The organism is Rhizohabitans arisaemae, assembly GCF_025996515.1.
In the GTDB taxonomy this organism is placed as follows: domain Bacteria; phylum Actinomycetota; class Actinomycetes; order Streptosporangiales; family Streptosporangiaceae; genus Rhizohabitans; species Rhizohabitans arisaemae.
Map to the genome: position 1 here is coordinate 797968 of NZ_BLRH01000060.1, position 15280 is coordinate 813247.

The window sequence follows — 15280 nt, forward strand, 5'->3', positions numbered from 1 at the left end:
CCAGGCCGCAATCCCGAACCGCGGCGATCCGACCACGGCCCGCTCACCGGGCAACCCCGGCCACCGCGTGGAGGTGCGCCGAGTCGTCCGTACCGCGGCTGTTCCGGTCCCGGCATACGCGGGTTTTCGCCGGGGGTGACCGGGTGTGGAGCGAGGTGCCTGGCAGCGGAAGCCGGTTTCCCGGCGAGCCGCCGTACACCGCTCCCCGAACTCACTCATGGCTGAGCATCTCCCTGGCGTGGACGGCGATGAGCACGGGCGCCTGGTAGAGGATGTAGGCGACGTCGGAGGCGCTGATGTCCTTGTGCCAGGTGAGCTTCCTGTCCTCGTCGTACTGTTCTTTCTTGATATGGCCGACCCCCGGGTCGGTGAGGGTGCGGGGGGTGGTGCCCGGGTCGAGTGTGATGTGACTCGCCCCGGCGGGCAGCACGTCCGGCCAGGCCAGGTCGTTCCACACCTGGAGTGGGCCGGAGCTCGCCGCGTCGAGGCCGAAGCGGGGTTCGCCGGGCCGCTCCTTGATCACGAAGAACCAGCCGGGGTCGTCGGCCGGGTTCTGGCCGGTGCCGCCGCGGGCCTCCTCCTCGGTGAGGTCGAAGCCGAGGAAGGTGATGTCGGGGTCGGCCTTGGCCTCGTACAGCGGCATCAGCACCTTGGTCGGCGGCGGATCGGCCTCCTCAGCGGGGGTGAGCGGCGCCAGGAACCGGGGTTTGGTCGGATCGATCACGTTTCCGGTCATCCGCCAGGCGGCGCGATGCGCGTAGATCACCGCGGTGGGATACCGCTTCAGCAGCTCGCCCCGGATGACCAGCACCAGCTCGTCCTCGGGGGCTCCCCCGGCCTCGCGGTGGTCGTGGTCGCCGAGCGCCGAGTCGGGTTCCCAGCGGTCCAGCGGCGGGATGTCGCGGAGCCGCTCCCGGCGCAGCGCGGGATGCTCCCCCGGCCTCGGCAGCACCGTGCTCACATCCCAGAACTGCCGGAACGGCGTGCCGCGCTGGTCGGTCGGGTACTCCCGCCAGAGCAGTTCCCGCGCCATCTCGTGGTTGAGGCCGACCAGGTAGGACTCGATGAACCGCTGGTTGGTCTCGACCAGGGTGATGCTGTTCTGCGGGACGAGGTTGATGTTCGGCAGGAAGAACTCGGCGGACAGGTCGAGCAGCGGCCGGTACATCGGCACGTCGAACACCGGGTAGGCCATCACCTCGGTGAGCGGCTCGGACCCGCCCGCGAGCAGCCCGAGCCCCGGGGACGGCCGGAACCGGGAGGGGAGGAAGATGCCGCCGGCCACCCGGCGGGGGATGGTCAGATCCGGGTCGAGCCCGGTGTCGGTCAGCTCGCCGAGTTCGGTGAGGTTGAGCGCGGTACGGGCGGGGACCGCCCCCGCCTCGGCCGCCTCCCGCAGGCCGCGGTAGATCTCGCGAAGCCCGTTCTTGAACCGGATCGCCTCGGGGCTGTCGTGGGCGCCGGCGGTCGGGGTCACCCCTTCGCCCGGGAGGGAGACGACGAAGTCCGGGCTCTTCGGCAGCAGGTCCACCGGATCCGTGGGGGTGTCCGCGGTGGAGGACGGCCCGGCGAACCGCCGGACCAGCCGCTGCAGGCGCGGCGGGGGCGGTGGGGGCGGGTTGAGCTCCCGGTCCAGCCGCTCCACGGTGACCACGCCGGGTGGGGCCGTCTTGGGCGGGGCGGCCTGGACCTGTCCGGCGTTCATCTTGCTCAGCAGCAGCTCCGGGGGTTCCTCGCCGAACGGGAGGCCGCGGATGAGCCGGGATCCGGGACGAGTGGTACGGCGCATCGCGGCGGAGAGCGGGGCGCCGGCCACGGTGCTCTCGGCCACCCGGGACGACACGGTGAGCTCGCTGTCGTTCAGCCGGGAGTGGGCGAGGGCGGTGACGGCGAGGGCCCGGCCGGGGGCGACCTCGGCGAGCGGCCTCAGGTGCGCCGAGTGCAGGACGAAGGCCACCTCGCGGGAGAGCTGGGCGGCCCGGATCCGCCGGTTCGCCTCCAGTACCTCGCCGAGCTGGGCCCAGGCGGCGGCCATGAACTCCTCCTGCCGCGCCTGGACCACCTTGGTGCCGAGCCCGGCGGCGACCCGGAAGCGCGGGTCGAGGTTGAGTTCGTGGACCCAGTTGTCGTCGTTCTCCACGGGGGCGCCCTGCCGGTCGAGCAGGAGCCGCGAGGTGAGCGCGTGCCAGCGGCCGTACAGCGGCGGGGTGATCAGCGGATCGGGGTCCCCGCCGGGCGGCACGTCCGCGCCCGGCTCCGCGGCGACGAGCGCGTGGAAACCCTGGTTGGCGGTGAGAGCCGTCTCCGTCGCGTAGTCGTCGGCGAGGTTGATCAACGCGGCGAGCGCCCGCTGGAACGGGTGGGGATAGGGCTGGTCCCAATTCTCGTACTTCTGCGCCTCGGCGAGTTCCTCCGGGCTGAGCGCGGTGTCGGGGACCTTGAGCGCGCCGCCGAGCCGGAGCACTCCGCCCAGCTCGTGGTCGTCGATCGCGGGCAGATTGGCCCCGGGCCGAAGTACGTCGATGTCCCGGTTGCCCACCCGGGCGCCCAGGGTCCGCGGCTTGAGCAGCCGTACCAGCGACTCGAAGTCGCCCGCGCCCCCGGTCCGGAACCGCCAGCGGTGGTAGTGGCAGAGCCGGAGCGACTCCGGCCGGTTCTGGTAGGGAACCCAGCTCCCGTGCAGCGCGCCGGGTGAGCGGGCCGGGTCGAGTCCGAGCCCGGCGAGCCGCCCGGTTTCGAACGCGGGCACAAGGAACGCGTGGTAGACGGTGTCGGATTCGAGGCGGCGCGGGCAGACGATCCGGGACGAGGCGAGGTCGGGGTTCTCGGTGAGCACCGCCTGGAGCCTGGTGAGCGCGGCGGCGACGTCCGGAGCCTCGGTGTCACCGCCGGTGACGGACCGGTTGACGTGGACGTGGGCCCAGGCCCCGAGCTGATCGGCCGGGGGAAGCAGGGCCAGGTCGGTGAGGGTGACGAAAGGAAGCGGGCGATCCGGCGCGGAGCCGTCGGTGAACTCGTCCTCGCGGAGGACGATCAAGGCCAGCCAGGGGCGGAGCCGCTTGGTGGTCGCATCGGGCGGGGCCGGGCTGTACCGCCACGGGAAGTCCTCGTCGTAGAACTCGATGTGCGCGAGGTAGTCGGGCTCGAAGTCGGTGATCTGATGCCGGGGCTCGATACGGACGACCGCCCTGGGGTCGACGCCCACGACGTCGCCGGGGCCGTAGAGCTGGACCGTCTGCGTCACATCGCGGGTGAGCGGGGCACCGCCGGAGACAGGGGTGCCGGTGAGCCGGAGTGTGACGGACACCCCGGCTCTGGCCGAGGTGCCGGGGTCGGCGGTGATCCGGGTGGCGATGCCACGTCGAAGCCAGGGCAGAAACGAGTAGGCGCTCATTCCGGACTCACCACGACTCTCTGTTCCACGCTGGGGATGACGTGCAGGGTTCCGGCGAGCCGCGGGTTGGCGGCGACGCGGGCGGCGAGGTCGTCGCGGGCGGCCGTCTCGCTGCCGAACGACTCGCCCAGGGCGATGTTGTCGCGGACGGAGGCGACCGAGAACCGTTCTCCGGACATCCGGATCGTGTCCTGGAACGGCTGACGCCGGTCGGCCTGGCTCTTGGCGAGTACCGAGCGGCTGACGCTGTTGCCGTTCAGCAGGTGGGTGAACAACCCCGCCGGATAGTTGACGAACCGCTCGGGCGCCGGGCTCGGCACGGTGTCGACGATGATCTGCTCGTAGCGGGCGCTGCGCCGCAGGGCCCGGCTGGAGGCGATCGCACCGCCGTCCGCCGCCAGCTCCACACCCCCGTGCTGGGGCTCGTACGGCCGCCGGGAGAGCTTGGCCGCGTCGTCCATCTCCTGGAACTGGGCGAGCGCGAACTGCTCGTCCACGTCCGCCCGTTTGATCAGCCCGCTGCCGGCGACCGTCACGCTCACCTGGCCCACGTCCCGCGGACGCTGTGAGCCGATCTTGTCCAGCCGCAGGTCGAGCGGGACCGCGCGCTGCCGGACGAAGAGGGTTCCCAGGGGGTGCAGGATCAGGTCGTCCTCGCTGTCGGGGAGCTGCCGCAGGCTGACCAGCGCGCCCGCGCCGCCGGGGGTGAAGGTCCGCCAGCCTTCGAGTTTGGCGAACTCCGCGGCGAGGATGGGCAGCACGTCCACCGCGGGCAGGGCGGTGTCGCGCTCCTCTCCCCAGGTGATGTCGAAGTCGGCGGAGACGTCGAAGAAGAAGAACGAGATGGAACCCCTGCCGCGGGCCCGCCACGGGGTGGGCCCCTCCAGGCTGAAGGCGAGCCTGATGCTGAAGACGCCGACGCCGAACACGCGCAGGGAGACCGAGGCGGAGATCTGGATGAGGAAGGAGAACGGGGAGAACCGGAACAGCGCGTCGAACGCGATGTGGCCCTTGAGGCTGATCGCGCTGAATCCGAAGTACATCTCGGCCCGTGCGCCGAACTGCGCGGTGTTGCTGGTCACCGCGAAGTAGCCGGAGACGGTGATCCGGCCGATGCCGCTGTTGAGCAGGTCGAAGGAGACTCTGCGCGGGGCCGGGAAGGGCAGCGGCGGCGGGGTGTACGACGGGTGGAAGCCGCCTACGGTGAGCACCAGGTTGGGGTTGTCGCCCCAGGCGATGAGGATCCCCATCTCCCCGTCGATCGTGATGGTCAGCACCCGGGACTCAAACAGCGAGGCGAAGAACCAGAGCCGCTGCTTGTCGGGCTCGACGGCGCCGAGGAAGTTCACCTGGAGGACGATGATCGGGGCTTCCTCCACCGGGAGCGCGACCTTGAGCACGCCCACGATCGCGATGCTGCCGGGGATCTCGATGATCACGCCGACCGAGACGCTGATCAGCGTGGGGGTACCCCAGCCGATCTTGAGCATCGGGCCGATCAGGAACCGGCCCTCCTGCGGGGGGAAGAAGGCGCGCAGGTCGCTGAGGATGCGGGGCGCGTTGGCCACGACGTCGGTGGGGAACATGACCGACTCGATCGCCCCGCTGCGCACCCCCTCGGCCAGCGCGTCCAGCCGCATGGTCCGGTTGAGCCCGACGAGCCCGCCCACCGCGAGCAGGCGGAAGCCGTACCCGAGCTGCAGCCCGCCCCCGGCGAACTCGGCGGTCAGCACGAGGAGCAGGGAGAACCCCTTGGAGCCGTCCGGCATCCGGGTGGTGATCAATCCGAGCGCCTTGATCGCCAAGAAGCCGGCGAGCTCCAGTTCGAGCGTCCCCGAGTACTCCCCCCGCTCCGGATCGATGTTCAGGTAACCGCCGCCGGTGAGTATCCCGACGTCGATGGAGAGACCCACCCCGTTCGGCGGCTTGAACGCGAAGCCCAGGTCGGCGGGGCCGAGGTTGCCGCCCCCTTCGGGAAACCCGAGCTCCACCAGGACGCCGAGCCGGTCGACACTGCCCTTGATCGGCCCGAGGGAGATCGACAGACCGGCCGACAACTCCAGCGGCACCGTACGCCCCGCGATCTTGGCCAGCAGGTGGATCGCCTGAACCTCGACCGGGCCGAGCTCGATGTGGACCGGGAGGGAGACCTCCAGCGCGCCGCTGCCGTCGAACCGCAGGCCGGTGACGGGGTCGAAGGCGAAGCCCACGTCGAACGCGGACTCGATCCGGGCGCCCCCGAGCACGGTGGCGATGAACCCGTCTCCGGAGCCCACGTCGATGACGAGCCGCCCCCCGGTGACCTCGCCCTTGAGCGCCGGCCCGCCGACGGCCCGGCCGGTGGCCGTGTCGAACCCGAGGGCGACCCCGGCGTCCAGGCTGAACGCGCCGAACTCCAGACGACTCCCGCCGGCCTGGCCGAGCACCAGGAACGGGCTGTCCGGCGCCGCCCGGAGCCCGACGGTGAAGGTCGCGTCGAGCCGCCCGGAGGGCGGGGTCAGCTCGATGTGGAAGGGCGGCCGGATGGAGCCCTGGGTGGCCGCGGCGAGGGCGCCGTGTACGGCGATCCGCGCGGTCCAGGTCGGCGGTGAGACCGGGAACTCGAACTCGGTGTCGAGCGAGCCGGGAAGCACCACCTCCACCGCGAGCCCGGTGCCGTCCGGGGTGGGGGTGAGGTCGAGGGCGAACATCTGCAGCCTGGGCGGGGTGCCCGGCCCGGGTGGGATGAGCAGCACCGGCAGCCCAAGCCGGCCGAGCGCCCCTTCCAGCACGGTGAGGAAGCGGAGCGCGTCGAAGCCCGCCGTACCCCAGCCGTACAGTTCCCGTAGATGCCCGGCCGGGTCGGTGATCGCCGGGAGGAGCCGGTCCAGGTGGACGGCGAGCCGCTCATGCGGCGGGCGGCTCGGGGAGGTGCCCGGCTGGAAGGTCCGTTCCAGCACGCCGAAGACCGCCAGCACCGCCGCTGCGGCGGAGGAGAGCTCCAGCAGGTCGGCGACGAGCAGGTCCGTCAGTTTGCCGGGCAGCCCGTCGACCAGCTCGGCGATCTGCGCAGGGGTGATCCCGGGCAGGGTGGGTCCCCGGCTCTGGATCGCCCCGGCCAGCTCGGGGAAGGCGGCGCCGACCCGCCCGCACTGGGTGAGCAGGGCGAGTCCGGCCGCGGCCATGGCCGCGGCGTCCCCACCCTCGATCGCGTCGCCCAGCCGGACGATCAAAGTGTCCAGCTCGGCGGTGACCGTGATGATCGTGGTCCGGGCGGCCCTGATGGCCGGTTCGGTGAGGAACTCGTCGGGGAAGCGGACACCCAGCTCCTCAAAGGTATCCAGGGCTTTCTCGTCGCTGAGCCGTCCGGCGATCCGGCGCAGCACATGGGCGAACTCCAGGGCGAGCCGCTCCAGGGAACCGGCTTGCTCGGCCACGGCATCTCCTCACACGGTGTCGGGGGTCACCCGGCTTCGAGCGCCGAAATGATCTGTGGATAGGTGCGGCCGGGCAGATCGGGCAGGAGTGCCCGTGCTCTGGCCAGGTCGGCCGCGAGCCGGGTCCCGGCGAACCTGGTGAACACCTCCTGCAGCCGGTCCAGGCACTCGGCCAGCGGCTGTCCGTTCAGCGTGTGCGGAAGCGCCAGATCGGGATACGAGATCATCCGGGTGGCCAGCTGGAAGAGGGCCGCGCCACCGCCGCGGTGCCAGGCGATGGTGACCCGCCGGTTGCGGTTGACCAGCCGGAGCAGCTCCTCCTGGTGCTCCAGCCAGAAGGTGATGAAGAACCGCCCGGTCGCCGAGCGGTCCAGATCGCCCTGGAGGGAGGAGAACCCCGGCGGGGCCGGACCGGTGAACCAGGGCTGGGCGGCCGGGGCGTAGACCGGGCCGACGGCCGCCGCCCCGGTGAGCGCCGCCACGGCCTCGGGCGGTACGGCGACCAGGGCGGCTCCCGGCACGGTCTGGACCTGGCCGGGGGCGGTGGCGGTGGCGACGTCCACGGGCAGGTGTTCGATCGCGCCGAATCTAGCGAGCACCCCGGCGATCGGATGGGCGAGGCCGAGTCCGAGGGTGGTCCGGGCGTAGACCAGCCCCACCACCTTGTCGTCGTCGTTGACGAGCGCGGAGCCGGAGTCCCCTTCGTAGGCGAAGAAGACGATCGTTCCCGGCGCGGGGGCCGGGACCGGCGGATTGGGGGTGATCATCAGTACGTTGTCGGCGGTGGTGGTCGAGGCCCGCAGTGAGCTGATCTTCCCTCCGGTCAGCTTGGTGCGGGCTCCGCGCTTGCGGACCGGATAGGTGCCCGGCTGCGCGTCGGCGGGTGTGATCGTGTACTTGCCCTTGATCACACCGATCTCGGTGATCTCCGCGAGCCACTCCGTGCCCGGGGCCAGCTGGACCAGGGCCTCGTCCCGGTCCCCCGTCATCCCGCCGCCCGCGTACCGGCCGATGATGTCGCTGCAGCACTTGGTGCAGCTGTCGCTCCCGACCGGCTGTCCCACCTTGGTGACGCCGACGGCCGGTGCGGGAACGTCGGGTGCCGCGATCACGTGGTAGTTGGTCAGCGCGTAGTGCTTGGCGGTGTCGGCGGTGTGCCGGAGCACACAGCCGAGGGTGCCGACGTATCCGCTGGACTCCACCGCCAGCTGCGACCCGCCGATCAGCGGCCGGAAACGTGTGTCGTCGTACTCCAGCAGCTCAGGATGGATCACACCCGTCGGGGCGGCGAGCAGCACGATGTCCCCGGATTCGATCACATCGGTGGGCACGCCCTCGATCCGTTCGGGGATGAGCTCACCGGCCGACACCAGGGCGGCCGGAAGCTTCTCCCGGACGTACACCTTGATCACAAGCTCGCCGGTGGGCTCCCCGCCCACCTCCTTGCTGCCGAGCCCGACGGCGACCACCCCGGGAAGGGCGAGGAGCGCAGGGGTGGCCCGCCTCTTGATCGCGTCGATGTCTTCGTCGCTTGGCACGTCGGCCTCCTGATCAGCTTGCGCCGAGCGCGTCGATGATCTGTGGATAGGTGCGCCCGGACGGGTCGGGCAGAAGCCTGCGGGCCTGATCCAGGTCCCTCCGGAGCGCGGGACTGGCGAACCGGGCGAACACCTGATGCAGCCGGTCCAGCCGCTCGGGCAGCGGTTCGCCGTCCAGGGTGTGCGGGAGCGCGAGCTCGGGCCGGCTCAGCATCCGGATCAACATCTGGAACAGCGCCGGGCCGCCACCCCGGTGCCAGGCGACGGTGACCCGGCGGTTGCGGTTCACCAGGTCGAGCAGCTCACGCTGGTGACTCAGCCAGAGCCTGATCAGGTGCCGCCCGGCGGTGGAGCGATCCAGGTCCCGCTGGAGCCCGGCGAAGAGCGCGGGCGGCGGGGGGTCAACACCCGGCGGCCATCGGGCGGCGGCGGGCGCCTGCGCTGTTTCGGCGGGCGCCGACACGGCTTCGGCGGCCCGGTGGCCGGCGAGGGCCTGAGCCAGCTCGGCGGGCACCGCCACCGCGGCGGCGCCGGGCACGGTGTTGACGATTCCGGGAACGGCGGCGGTGGCCACCTCCACGGGGATGCCCTCCACCGCCTGGAACCGGCTGATCACCACGTCGATGGCGACCGCCGTCGCGTTGCCCCGCCCCGGCTGCCCCGGCCTCAGCACCGCGGAGAAGACCAGCCCGACCACCTCGGCCGCGGCGTTCACCAGGGCGCTGCCCGAGTCGCCGTGCTGAGCAAAGAAGATCTGCGTCCCGCCCGGAACGCCGTCGTTGGGGTGGGGCTTGACCAGGATCGTGTTGGTGACGCTGACCCCGGCCACATTGGTGGTGGCGTTGATCGCCTGGACGGTCCCCCCGGTGAGCCGGGAGCGGATACCGCGCTTGCGCACCGGGTAGGTCTGGGTCGCCGCCTCCGCCTGGGTGATCTTGTGTATCCCGCGGACCGCGCCGATGTCCAGGATGTCCGCCTGCCACTCGGTGCCCGGGTTCAGCTGGATCAGCGCCGCGTCACGCGTGGTGTCGAGCGCACCCCCGGCGTACCTGCCCACGATCGAGGAGCAGCACTTGGTGACGGAGTCCTGATTGGTGGGCTGGCCGACCTTGGTCGCCCCGACCACGGACCTGGCGCCGCCGTCGCCGTCCCCGATGATGTGCCAGTTGGTCAGCGCGTACACCTTGCTCGGATCGGTGCGGTGCTTCAGCAGACAGGCAAGCGTGCCGTCGCCCACCCAGGTCAGATCGGCCATGACCGCGCAGCCCCCGAGCAGGGGACGCCGGCGGGCCGTGTCGGTGTCCATGTCGGGCACCTCCGGCTTGCCGGGAGGCGGCGGCGGGTTGCCGAGCAGGTCCTGCTCCCCCATCTCGACCAGGTCCGTGCCGACGCCCTCGAACGACGCCGGGATCAGCTCCCCGGCGGCGAGCTCGGCGGCAGGGCGCTTTCGCTGCACGAAGACTTTGATGACCAGCTCACCGGTGGGCCGTCCGGCGCGCTCCCGGCCGCCTATGCCGACGGCGGTCACCCCGGGGAGGGCGAGAAACCGCGAGGCCGCGCGGTCCTTGATCTCGATTAGTCGGGCATCGTCGGGCATTGCGCGGCCCCCTACTCGCCGTCAAAGCCACCACCGGTCCAGCCGGTCGATCACGGCGTTGCGGCGCCGCCCCGTCTCGCTCAAGCTTCTCCGATTAGACATCGCCGTCCGGCGTCTGTCAGCAGGTTGTCACCAGGTTTTCGCGGAGCGTGCTGAGCATCCATCCGGACAAAACCGGATGAATAACGTAGAAACGGGCCGGGAGAAGATCTCTCCCGGCCCGTTCCACCGGCGTTCGGCGCCCACGTCACGCGGGCGGCGTCAGCCCCGCACGAGCATTCGGCCCCGCACAGGCGTTCAGCCCCACACCAGCATGCGGAGCGGGTCCTCCAGCATCGCCCCCACGTCCCGCAGGACGTACGAGCCCAGCTGCCCGTCCACGACCCGGTGGTCGAAGGAGAGGGCGAGGGTGCACACCTGGCGGGGTTTGATCTCGTCGTCCACCACCCACGGCAGTTTCCTGATCTGGCCGACGGCCAGGATCGCCGCCTCCCCCGGGTTGATGATCGGGGTCCCGGCGTCCACCCCGAACACCCCGACGTTGGTGATCGTGATCGTGCCGCCGGACATCTCGGCGGGCTGGGTACGGCCGGCGCGCGCGGTCTCGGTGAGCAGGTTGAGGGCGCGGGCCAGCTCGGGGAGGGAGAGGGTGTGCGCGTCCTTGATGTTGGGCACCACCAGGCCCCGGTCCACGGCGGCGGCGATGCCGAGGTTCACGTAGTGCTTGACCACGATGTCGTCCCCGTCCCAGGACGAGTTGACCATCGGGTACCGCTTTACCGCGACCAGCAGGGCGTTCGCCACCAGGAGCAACGGCGAGACCTTGACGTCCTCGAACTCGGCGAGGCCGCGCAGTCGCCGTACCGCCTCCATGGTCTCGGTGACGTCGACCTGCAGGAACTCGGTGACGTGCGGGGCGGTGAACGCCGAGGCCACCATGGCCGCCGCGGTGTGCCTGCGCACGCCCTTGATCGGGATGCGCTCCTCCCGGCCGGCACCCGGCCGGAAGGCGGGCACGGCGGCCGGACCCACCGCCCCGCGGACGTCGTCCCGGGTGATGCTGCCCTGCGGCCCGGTGCCGACGACCGCCCGGAGATCGACGCCGAGGTCCTTGGCGAGCTTGCGGACCGGCGGCTTGGCGAGTACGGCCGCCTGGACGGCGGTGGGTTCCGGCCGTGCCACCGCGGACGGCGGCGTGACGGCCACGGGCTCCATCGGCCGTACCGGCTCGGCCGGCGCCCCCGGGGCCGGTTTGCGGGGACGCCTGGTGGTGGCTCCGGCCTTCACGCCGTAACCGACGAGGACCGGCTGCCGCTCCTCCTTGGCGGGGGGCGTCCGGTCCCGGGGAGCGGGGACCGTGTCCGCGGCGGGCGGCGGGGCGGACTCGCCCCCCGAGACGTCCACGGCGATGATCGGCGTGCCCACGTCGACCGTCTGCCCCTCGGCGACGTGCAGCGCGGTCACCACACCCTCGTACGGGCTGGGCAGCTCGACGATCGCCTTCGCCGTCTCGATCTCGACGATCGTCTGGTTGATCTCGACCGTGTCACCCGTGCGCACATGCCATTTGACGATCTCGGCCTCGGTCAGGCCCTCGCCTACGTCGGGGAGCTTGAACTCCTTGATCATCGGCTCACCACCCGAAGCTTCGGTCGACGGCGTCCAGCACCCTGTCCAGGTCGGGCAGGTAGTGCTCCTCCAGCCGCGAAGGCGGGTAGGGGGTGGAGAAACCGCACGCCCGCAGCACCGGGGCCTCCAGGGAGTAGAAGCAGTGCTCGGTGATGCGGGCCGCGAGCTCGGCACCGAATCCGCTGTAGGTGGGGGCCTCGTGCGCGACGACGCACCGGCCGGTCTTGCGCACCGACCGGAAGACGGTCTCGGTGTCCAGCGGGTTGAGGGAGCGGAGGTCGACCACCTCCAGGGACCTGCCCTCGCCTTCGGCCGCGGCGGCCGCGTCCAGCACGGTCTTGACCATCGGACCGTAGGCGAGCACGGTCACGTCGGTCCCCTCGCGGACCACCTTGGCCCGGTCGACCGGCCACGCCTCGCGCAGGTCCATGCCGAGGTCGATCTCGGCCTTCTCCCAGTACCGGCGCTTGGGCTCGAAGAAGATCACCGGATCGTCGAGCCGGATGGCCTGCTGGATCATGGTGTAGGCGTCGAGTGGGTTGGCACAGGCCATCACCCGCAGCCCGGCGGTGTGGGTGAAGTACGACTCGGGGGACTCGCTGTGGTGCTCGACCGCGCCGATGCCGCCCCCGCAGGGGACGCGGACCACGACCGGGAGCCGGAGCGCGCCGAGCGAGCGCATGGGCATCTTGGCGAGCTGGGTGATGATCTGATTCGCGGCCGGGAAGACGAAGCCGTCGAACTGGATCTCGCAGACCGGGCGGTAGCCGCGGATGGCCATGCCGATCGCGGTGCCGATGATGCCGGACTCCGCCAGCGGGGTGTCGATCACCCGGTCCTCGCCGAAGTCCTTCTGCAGCCCGTCGGTGACCCGGAAGACCCCGCCGAGCTTGCCCACGTCCTCGCCCATGATGAGGACCTTGGGATCCTCCTCCATGGCCCGGCGCAGCCCCTCGTTGATCGACCTCGCCATGGTCAGCGTCGCGGTCTTCATCGACCCTCCCCCTCGAACGAGGAGAGGTAGGCGGCGTACTGCGCCCGCTCCTCGTCGATCAGCGCGTGCGGCTCCGCGTAGACGTGGTCGAAGATCGCCAGCGGATTCGGGTCCGGCATCTCCAGGCAGCGCCTCCGCACGTCCCTGCCGAGCGCCTTGGCCTCCTCGTCCACGGCGTCGAAGAAGTCCTGGCCGGCGATCTGGTTCTTGAAGAGGTACGCCTTGACCCGCTCGATCGGGTCCTTGAGCTTCCACGCCTCCAGCTCGCTGGCGAGCCGGTACCGGGTCGGGTCGTCGGAGGTGGTGTGCGCCCCCATCCGGTAGGTGAACGCCTCGATCAGGGTCGGCCCCTGCCCGGACCGCGCGTCCTCCAGCGCCTTCCTGGTCACGGCCAGGCAGGCGAAGACGTCGTTCCCGTCCACCCGCAGGCCGGGGAAGCCGAAGCCCGAGGCCCGCCGGTAGAGCGGGATCCTGGTCTGCCGCTCCAGCGGCTCGGAGATCGCCCACTGGTTGTTCTGGCAGAAGAAGACGATCGGCGCGTTGTTCACCGAGGCCCAGATGAAGGACTCGTTCACGTCGCCCTGCGAGGTGGCCCCGTCCCCGAAGTACGCGATCACGGCGGCGTCCGCCCCGTCCCGCTGCACCCCCATCGCGTAACCGGTGGCGTGCAGGGTCTGACTGCCGATGACGATCGTGTACAGGTGGAAGTTGTGCTCGGTGGGGTCCCAGCCGCCGTGGTTGACGCCGCGGAAGAGTCCCAGCAGCTTGACGGGGTCGACGTTCCGGCACCAGGCCACACCGTGCTCCCGGTAGGTGGGGAAGGCCATGTCCCGGTCGGTCAGCGCCCGTCCGGAGCCGATCTGGGCCGCCTCCTGCCCCAACAGCGAGGCCCAGATGCCGAGTTCGCCCTGCCGTTGCAGCGCGACGGCCTCCAAATCCACCCGGCGGACCAGGACAAGGTCCCGATAGAGACCTCTGACCTCGTCGTCGGTGAGTTCTATGTGGTAGTCGGGATGGTCCAGCCGCTCCCCCTCTGGGGTGAGCAGTTGGACAAGCTCAGGGGGTGCGTCAGCACCACGAGAGGCGTCGATGGTCACGTGCCGCTCCTGTGCGTCGGGGCCGTCGCTAACGGGGTCTCCGTCGGTTCCGGCCGACTTCCACGCCGACCCCGCTCTGGGTGGAGCGACGGCGGCGTCTGCCGTCATGTTGGCAGAAATCAGCTCTATATGGGTATGCCCGATTTGCAGCGGCATGGTACGGACCTTCGGTCGAGTTCCCGCCCGGCGGCTTCGGACCGGACCCGTACGGGGCCCCCGCCCCCGCCGAGTCGATCACCGTCGTCATCCTCTTCAACTTCCCGTTCACCCCGGCCGCACACCAGGTTGCGTCCGCAATCGCCGTTGGTCGCTGTCTCACCCTTCCAGTCTCCCGCGCCGGGCGACCCGGGCGAATCCGGGCCGGACGTGCCCCCGGCCGGACGAACCCGCGTGTGGTGCCGGGTCGGCGGCGCGAGGCCGATACGCTTACCTGCCGAACCCGTCTCGCCGTACCTGGAGGAACCCGTGGCGCGCGTCATCGTCGACGTCATGCTCAAGCCGGAGATCCTGGACCCGCAGGGCCAGGCGATCGCCAGGGCGCTGCCCCGGCTCGGATTCGACGGCGTCACCGGCGTCCGGCAGGGCAAGCGTTTCGAGGTCGAGCTGGAGGGCCCCGCCGACGAGGCCGCGCTCGCCGAGGTCCGCAAGATCGCCGAGACCCTGCTTGCGAACCCGGTCATCGAGGACTTCACCCTCCACGTGGAGTAAGCCGCCCGGGCCGCGTTCCCCGCCGCCACGGGCGGGGAAACCGCACTATGATTTTGCTCACTCTTCGGGCCGATGCCCGGCCGAAGGCCGTCGACGCATTCCCCGGCCTTCTCTCGCGGAAATCGCTGTGACCTGCGCCGATCTTAATACCGTGCGCCGTCTTCAGCCCGCCAGAAAATGTCCACAATGTAACGTTGAGCAAACATCATTACCACAACTTGCATAACAGTAAATAACAACCGCGTGATTTAGCGGTTAGGCCGATTCTTACGGGGAAACCTTCCATACGTGACCGTTCTACGCCGGGAGGGGCCGGTGGATATTGAGTTCTCGTTGGCGCTGCCACGGGAGGCAATCGGAATTCCGGTGGTGCGCAGGGTTCTGGGGGACGCCCTGCGGTCACTGGGCGTGACCGAGGGATGCGTGTCCGATATCCTCCTCGCCGCGTCCGAAGCCTGCGCCAACGTCGTCCGGCACGGGGGTCCGACGCTGCGTTACCAGGTCATCGCCAACGTCGGCATGGGGCGCTGCGTCCTGGCCGTCGCCGACCACGGGCAGGGCCTGCCCGAAATCCCCGACCACTACCCGCCGCCCGAGGCCGAGAACGGCCGGGGCATTCAGATCATGAAGGCCGTCGTGGACGAGGTGACCTTCGACTCCACCCCCGGGGTCGGCACCACCGTCTGGCTGAAGAAACAACTCGACTGGCAGGACGACGCCCCGCTGCCGCTGCTGGAGCGCGAGCTCGCCGGCGCCTCCCGCTGACCCGGCGACCCGACCCGGCGACCCGATCCGGCGCCTGAATCGCCCTGGTCCGCACCGTGCGCACACCGGTTCCGCGGCCCCGGACCCCCGCACCACCCGCCACCCGATAACCTGGGACGACCCGCCGCAGACTCCCGCTCCG

The 15280-nt window shown here is 70.9% G+C and carries 9 protein-coding genes; 2 read left to right on the forward strand and 7 right to left on the reverse strand.

Going from position 1 to position 15280, the window contains the following annotated elements; all coding sequences use genetic code 11:
- Positions 1–211: 211 nt before the first annotated feature.
- From RUR_RS32185 to pdhA, 7 genes are all read right to left on the reverse strand, one after another.
- Positions 212–3394 carry a hypothetical protein gene (locus tag RUR_RS32185; protein WP_283138992.1) on the reverse strand — a complete coding sequence of 1061 codons (3183 nt, stop codon included), beginning with the start codon at positions 3392–3394 and terminating at the stop codon, positions 212–214.
- Positions 3391–6810, reverse strand: a complete 3420-nt coding sequence (locus RUR_RS32190; RefSeq protein WP_283138993.1) for a DUF6603 domain-containing protein — start codon at positions 6808–6810, stop codon at positions 3391–3393. Before RUR_RS32190 ends, RUR_RS32185 begins: the two co-directional genes overlap by 4 nt.
- 26 nt (positions 6811–6836) lie before the next feature.
- Positions 6837–8348, reverse strand: coding sequence for a hypothetical protein (locus tag RUR_RS32195; RefSeq protein WP_283138994.1), 1512 nt, complete (start codon positions 8346–8348; stop codon positions 6837–6839).
- Between the two features lie 13 nt (positions 8349–8361).
- On the reverse strand, positions 8362–9945 hold the full coding sequence (locus tag RUR_RS32200; RefSeq protein ID WP_283138995.1) for a chymotrypsin family serine protease: 1584 nt from the start codon (positions 9943–9945) through the stop codon (positions 8362–8364).
- A 297-nt stretch (positions 9946–10242) separates the two neighbouring features.
- Positions 10243–11574, reverse strand: a complete 1332-nt coding sequence (locus tag RUR_RS32205) for a dihydrolipoamide acetyltransferase family protein (protein ID WP_283138996.1) — start codon at positions 11572–11574, stop codon at positions 10243–10245.
- Between the two features lie 4 nt (positions 11575–11578).
- Entirely contained in the window at positions 11579–12568 is a 990-nt protein-coding gene (locus RUR_RS32210) for an alpha-ketoacid dehydrogenase subunit beta (protein WP_283138997.1), read from the reverse strand.
- Positions 12565–13665, reverse strand: coding sequence for a pyruvate dehydrogenase (acetyl-transferring) E1 component subunit alpha (gene pdhA / locus RUR_RS32215; RefSeq protein ID WP_283138998.1), 1101 nt, complete (start codon positions 13663–13665; stop codon positions 12565–12567). The genes RUR_RS32210 and pdhA overlap by 4 nt, the downstream gene beginning before the upstream one ends.
- A 465-nt stretch (positions 13666–14130) precedes the next feature.
- Between pdhA and purS the strand changes: the two genes are divergently transcribed.
- Both purS and RUR_RS32225 read left to right on the forward strand, forming a co-directional pair.
- Positions 14131–14373, forward strand: a complete 243-nt coding sequence (purS, locus tag RUR_RS32220) for a phosphoribosylformylglycinamidine synthase subunit PurS (protein ID WP_283138999.1) — start codon at positions 14131–14133, stop codon at positions 14371–14373.
- A gap of 369 nt (positions 14374–14742) precedes the next feature.
- On the forward strand, positions 14743–15138 hold the full coding sequence (locus tag RUR_RS32225) for an ATP-binding protein (RefSeq protein ID WP_283139861.1): 396 nt from the start codon (positions 14743–14745) through the stop codon (positions 15136–15138).
- Positions 15139–15280: the final 142 nt, after the last annotated feature.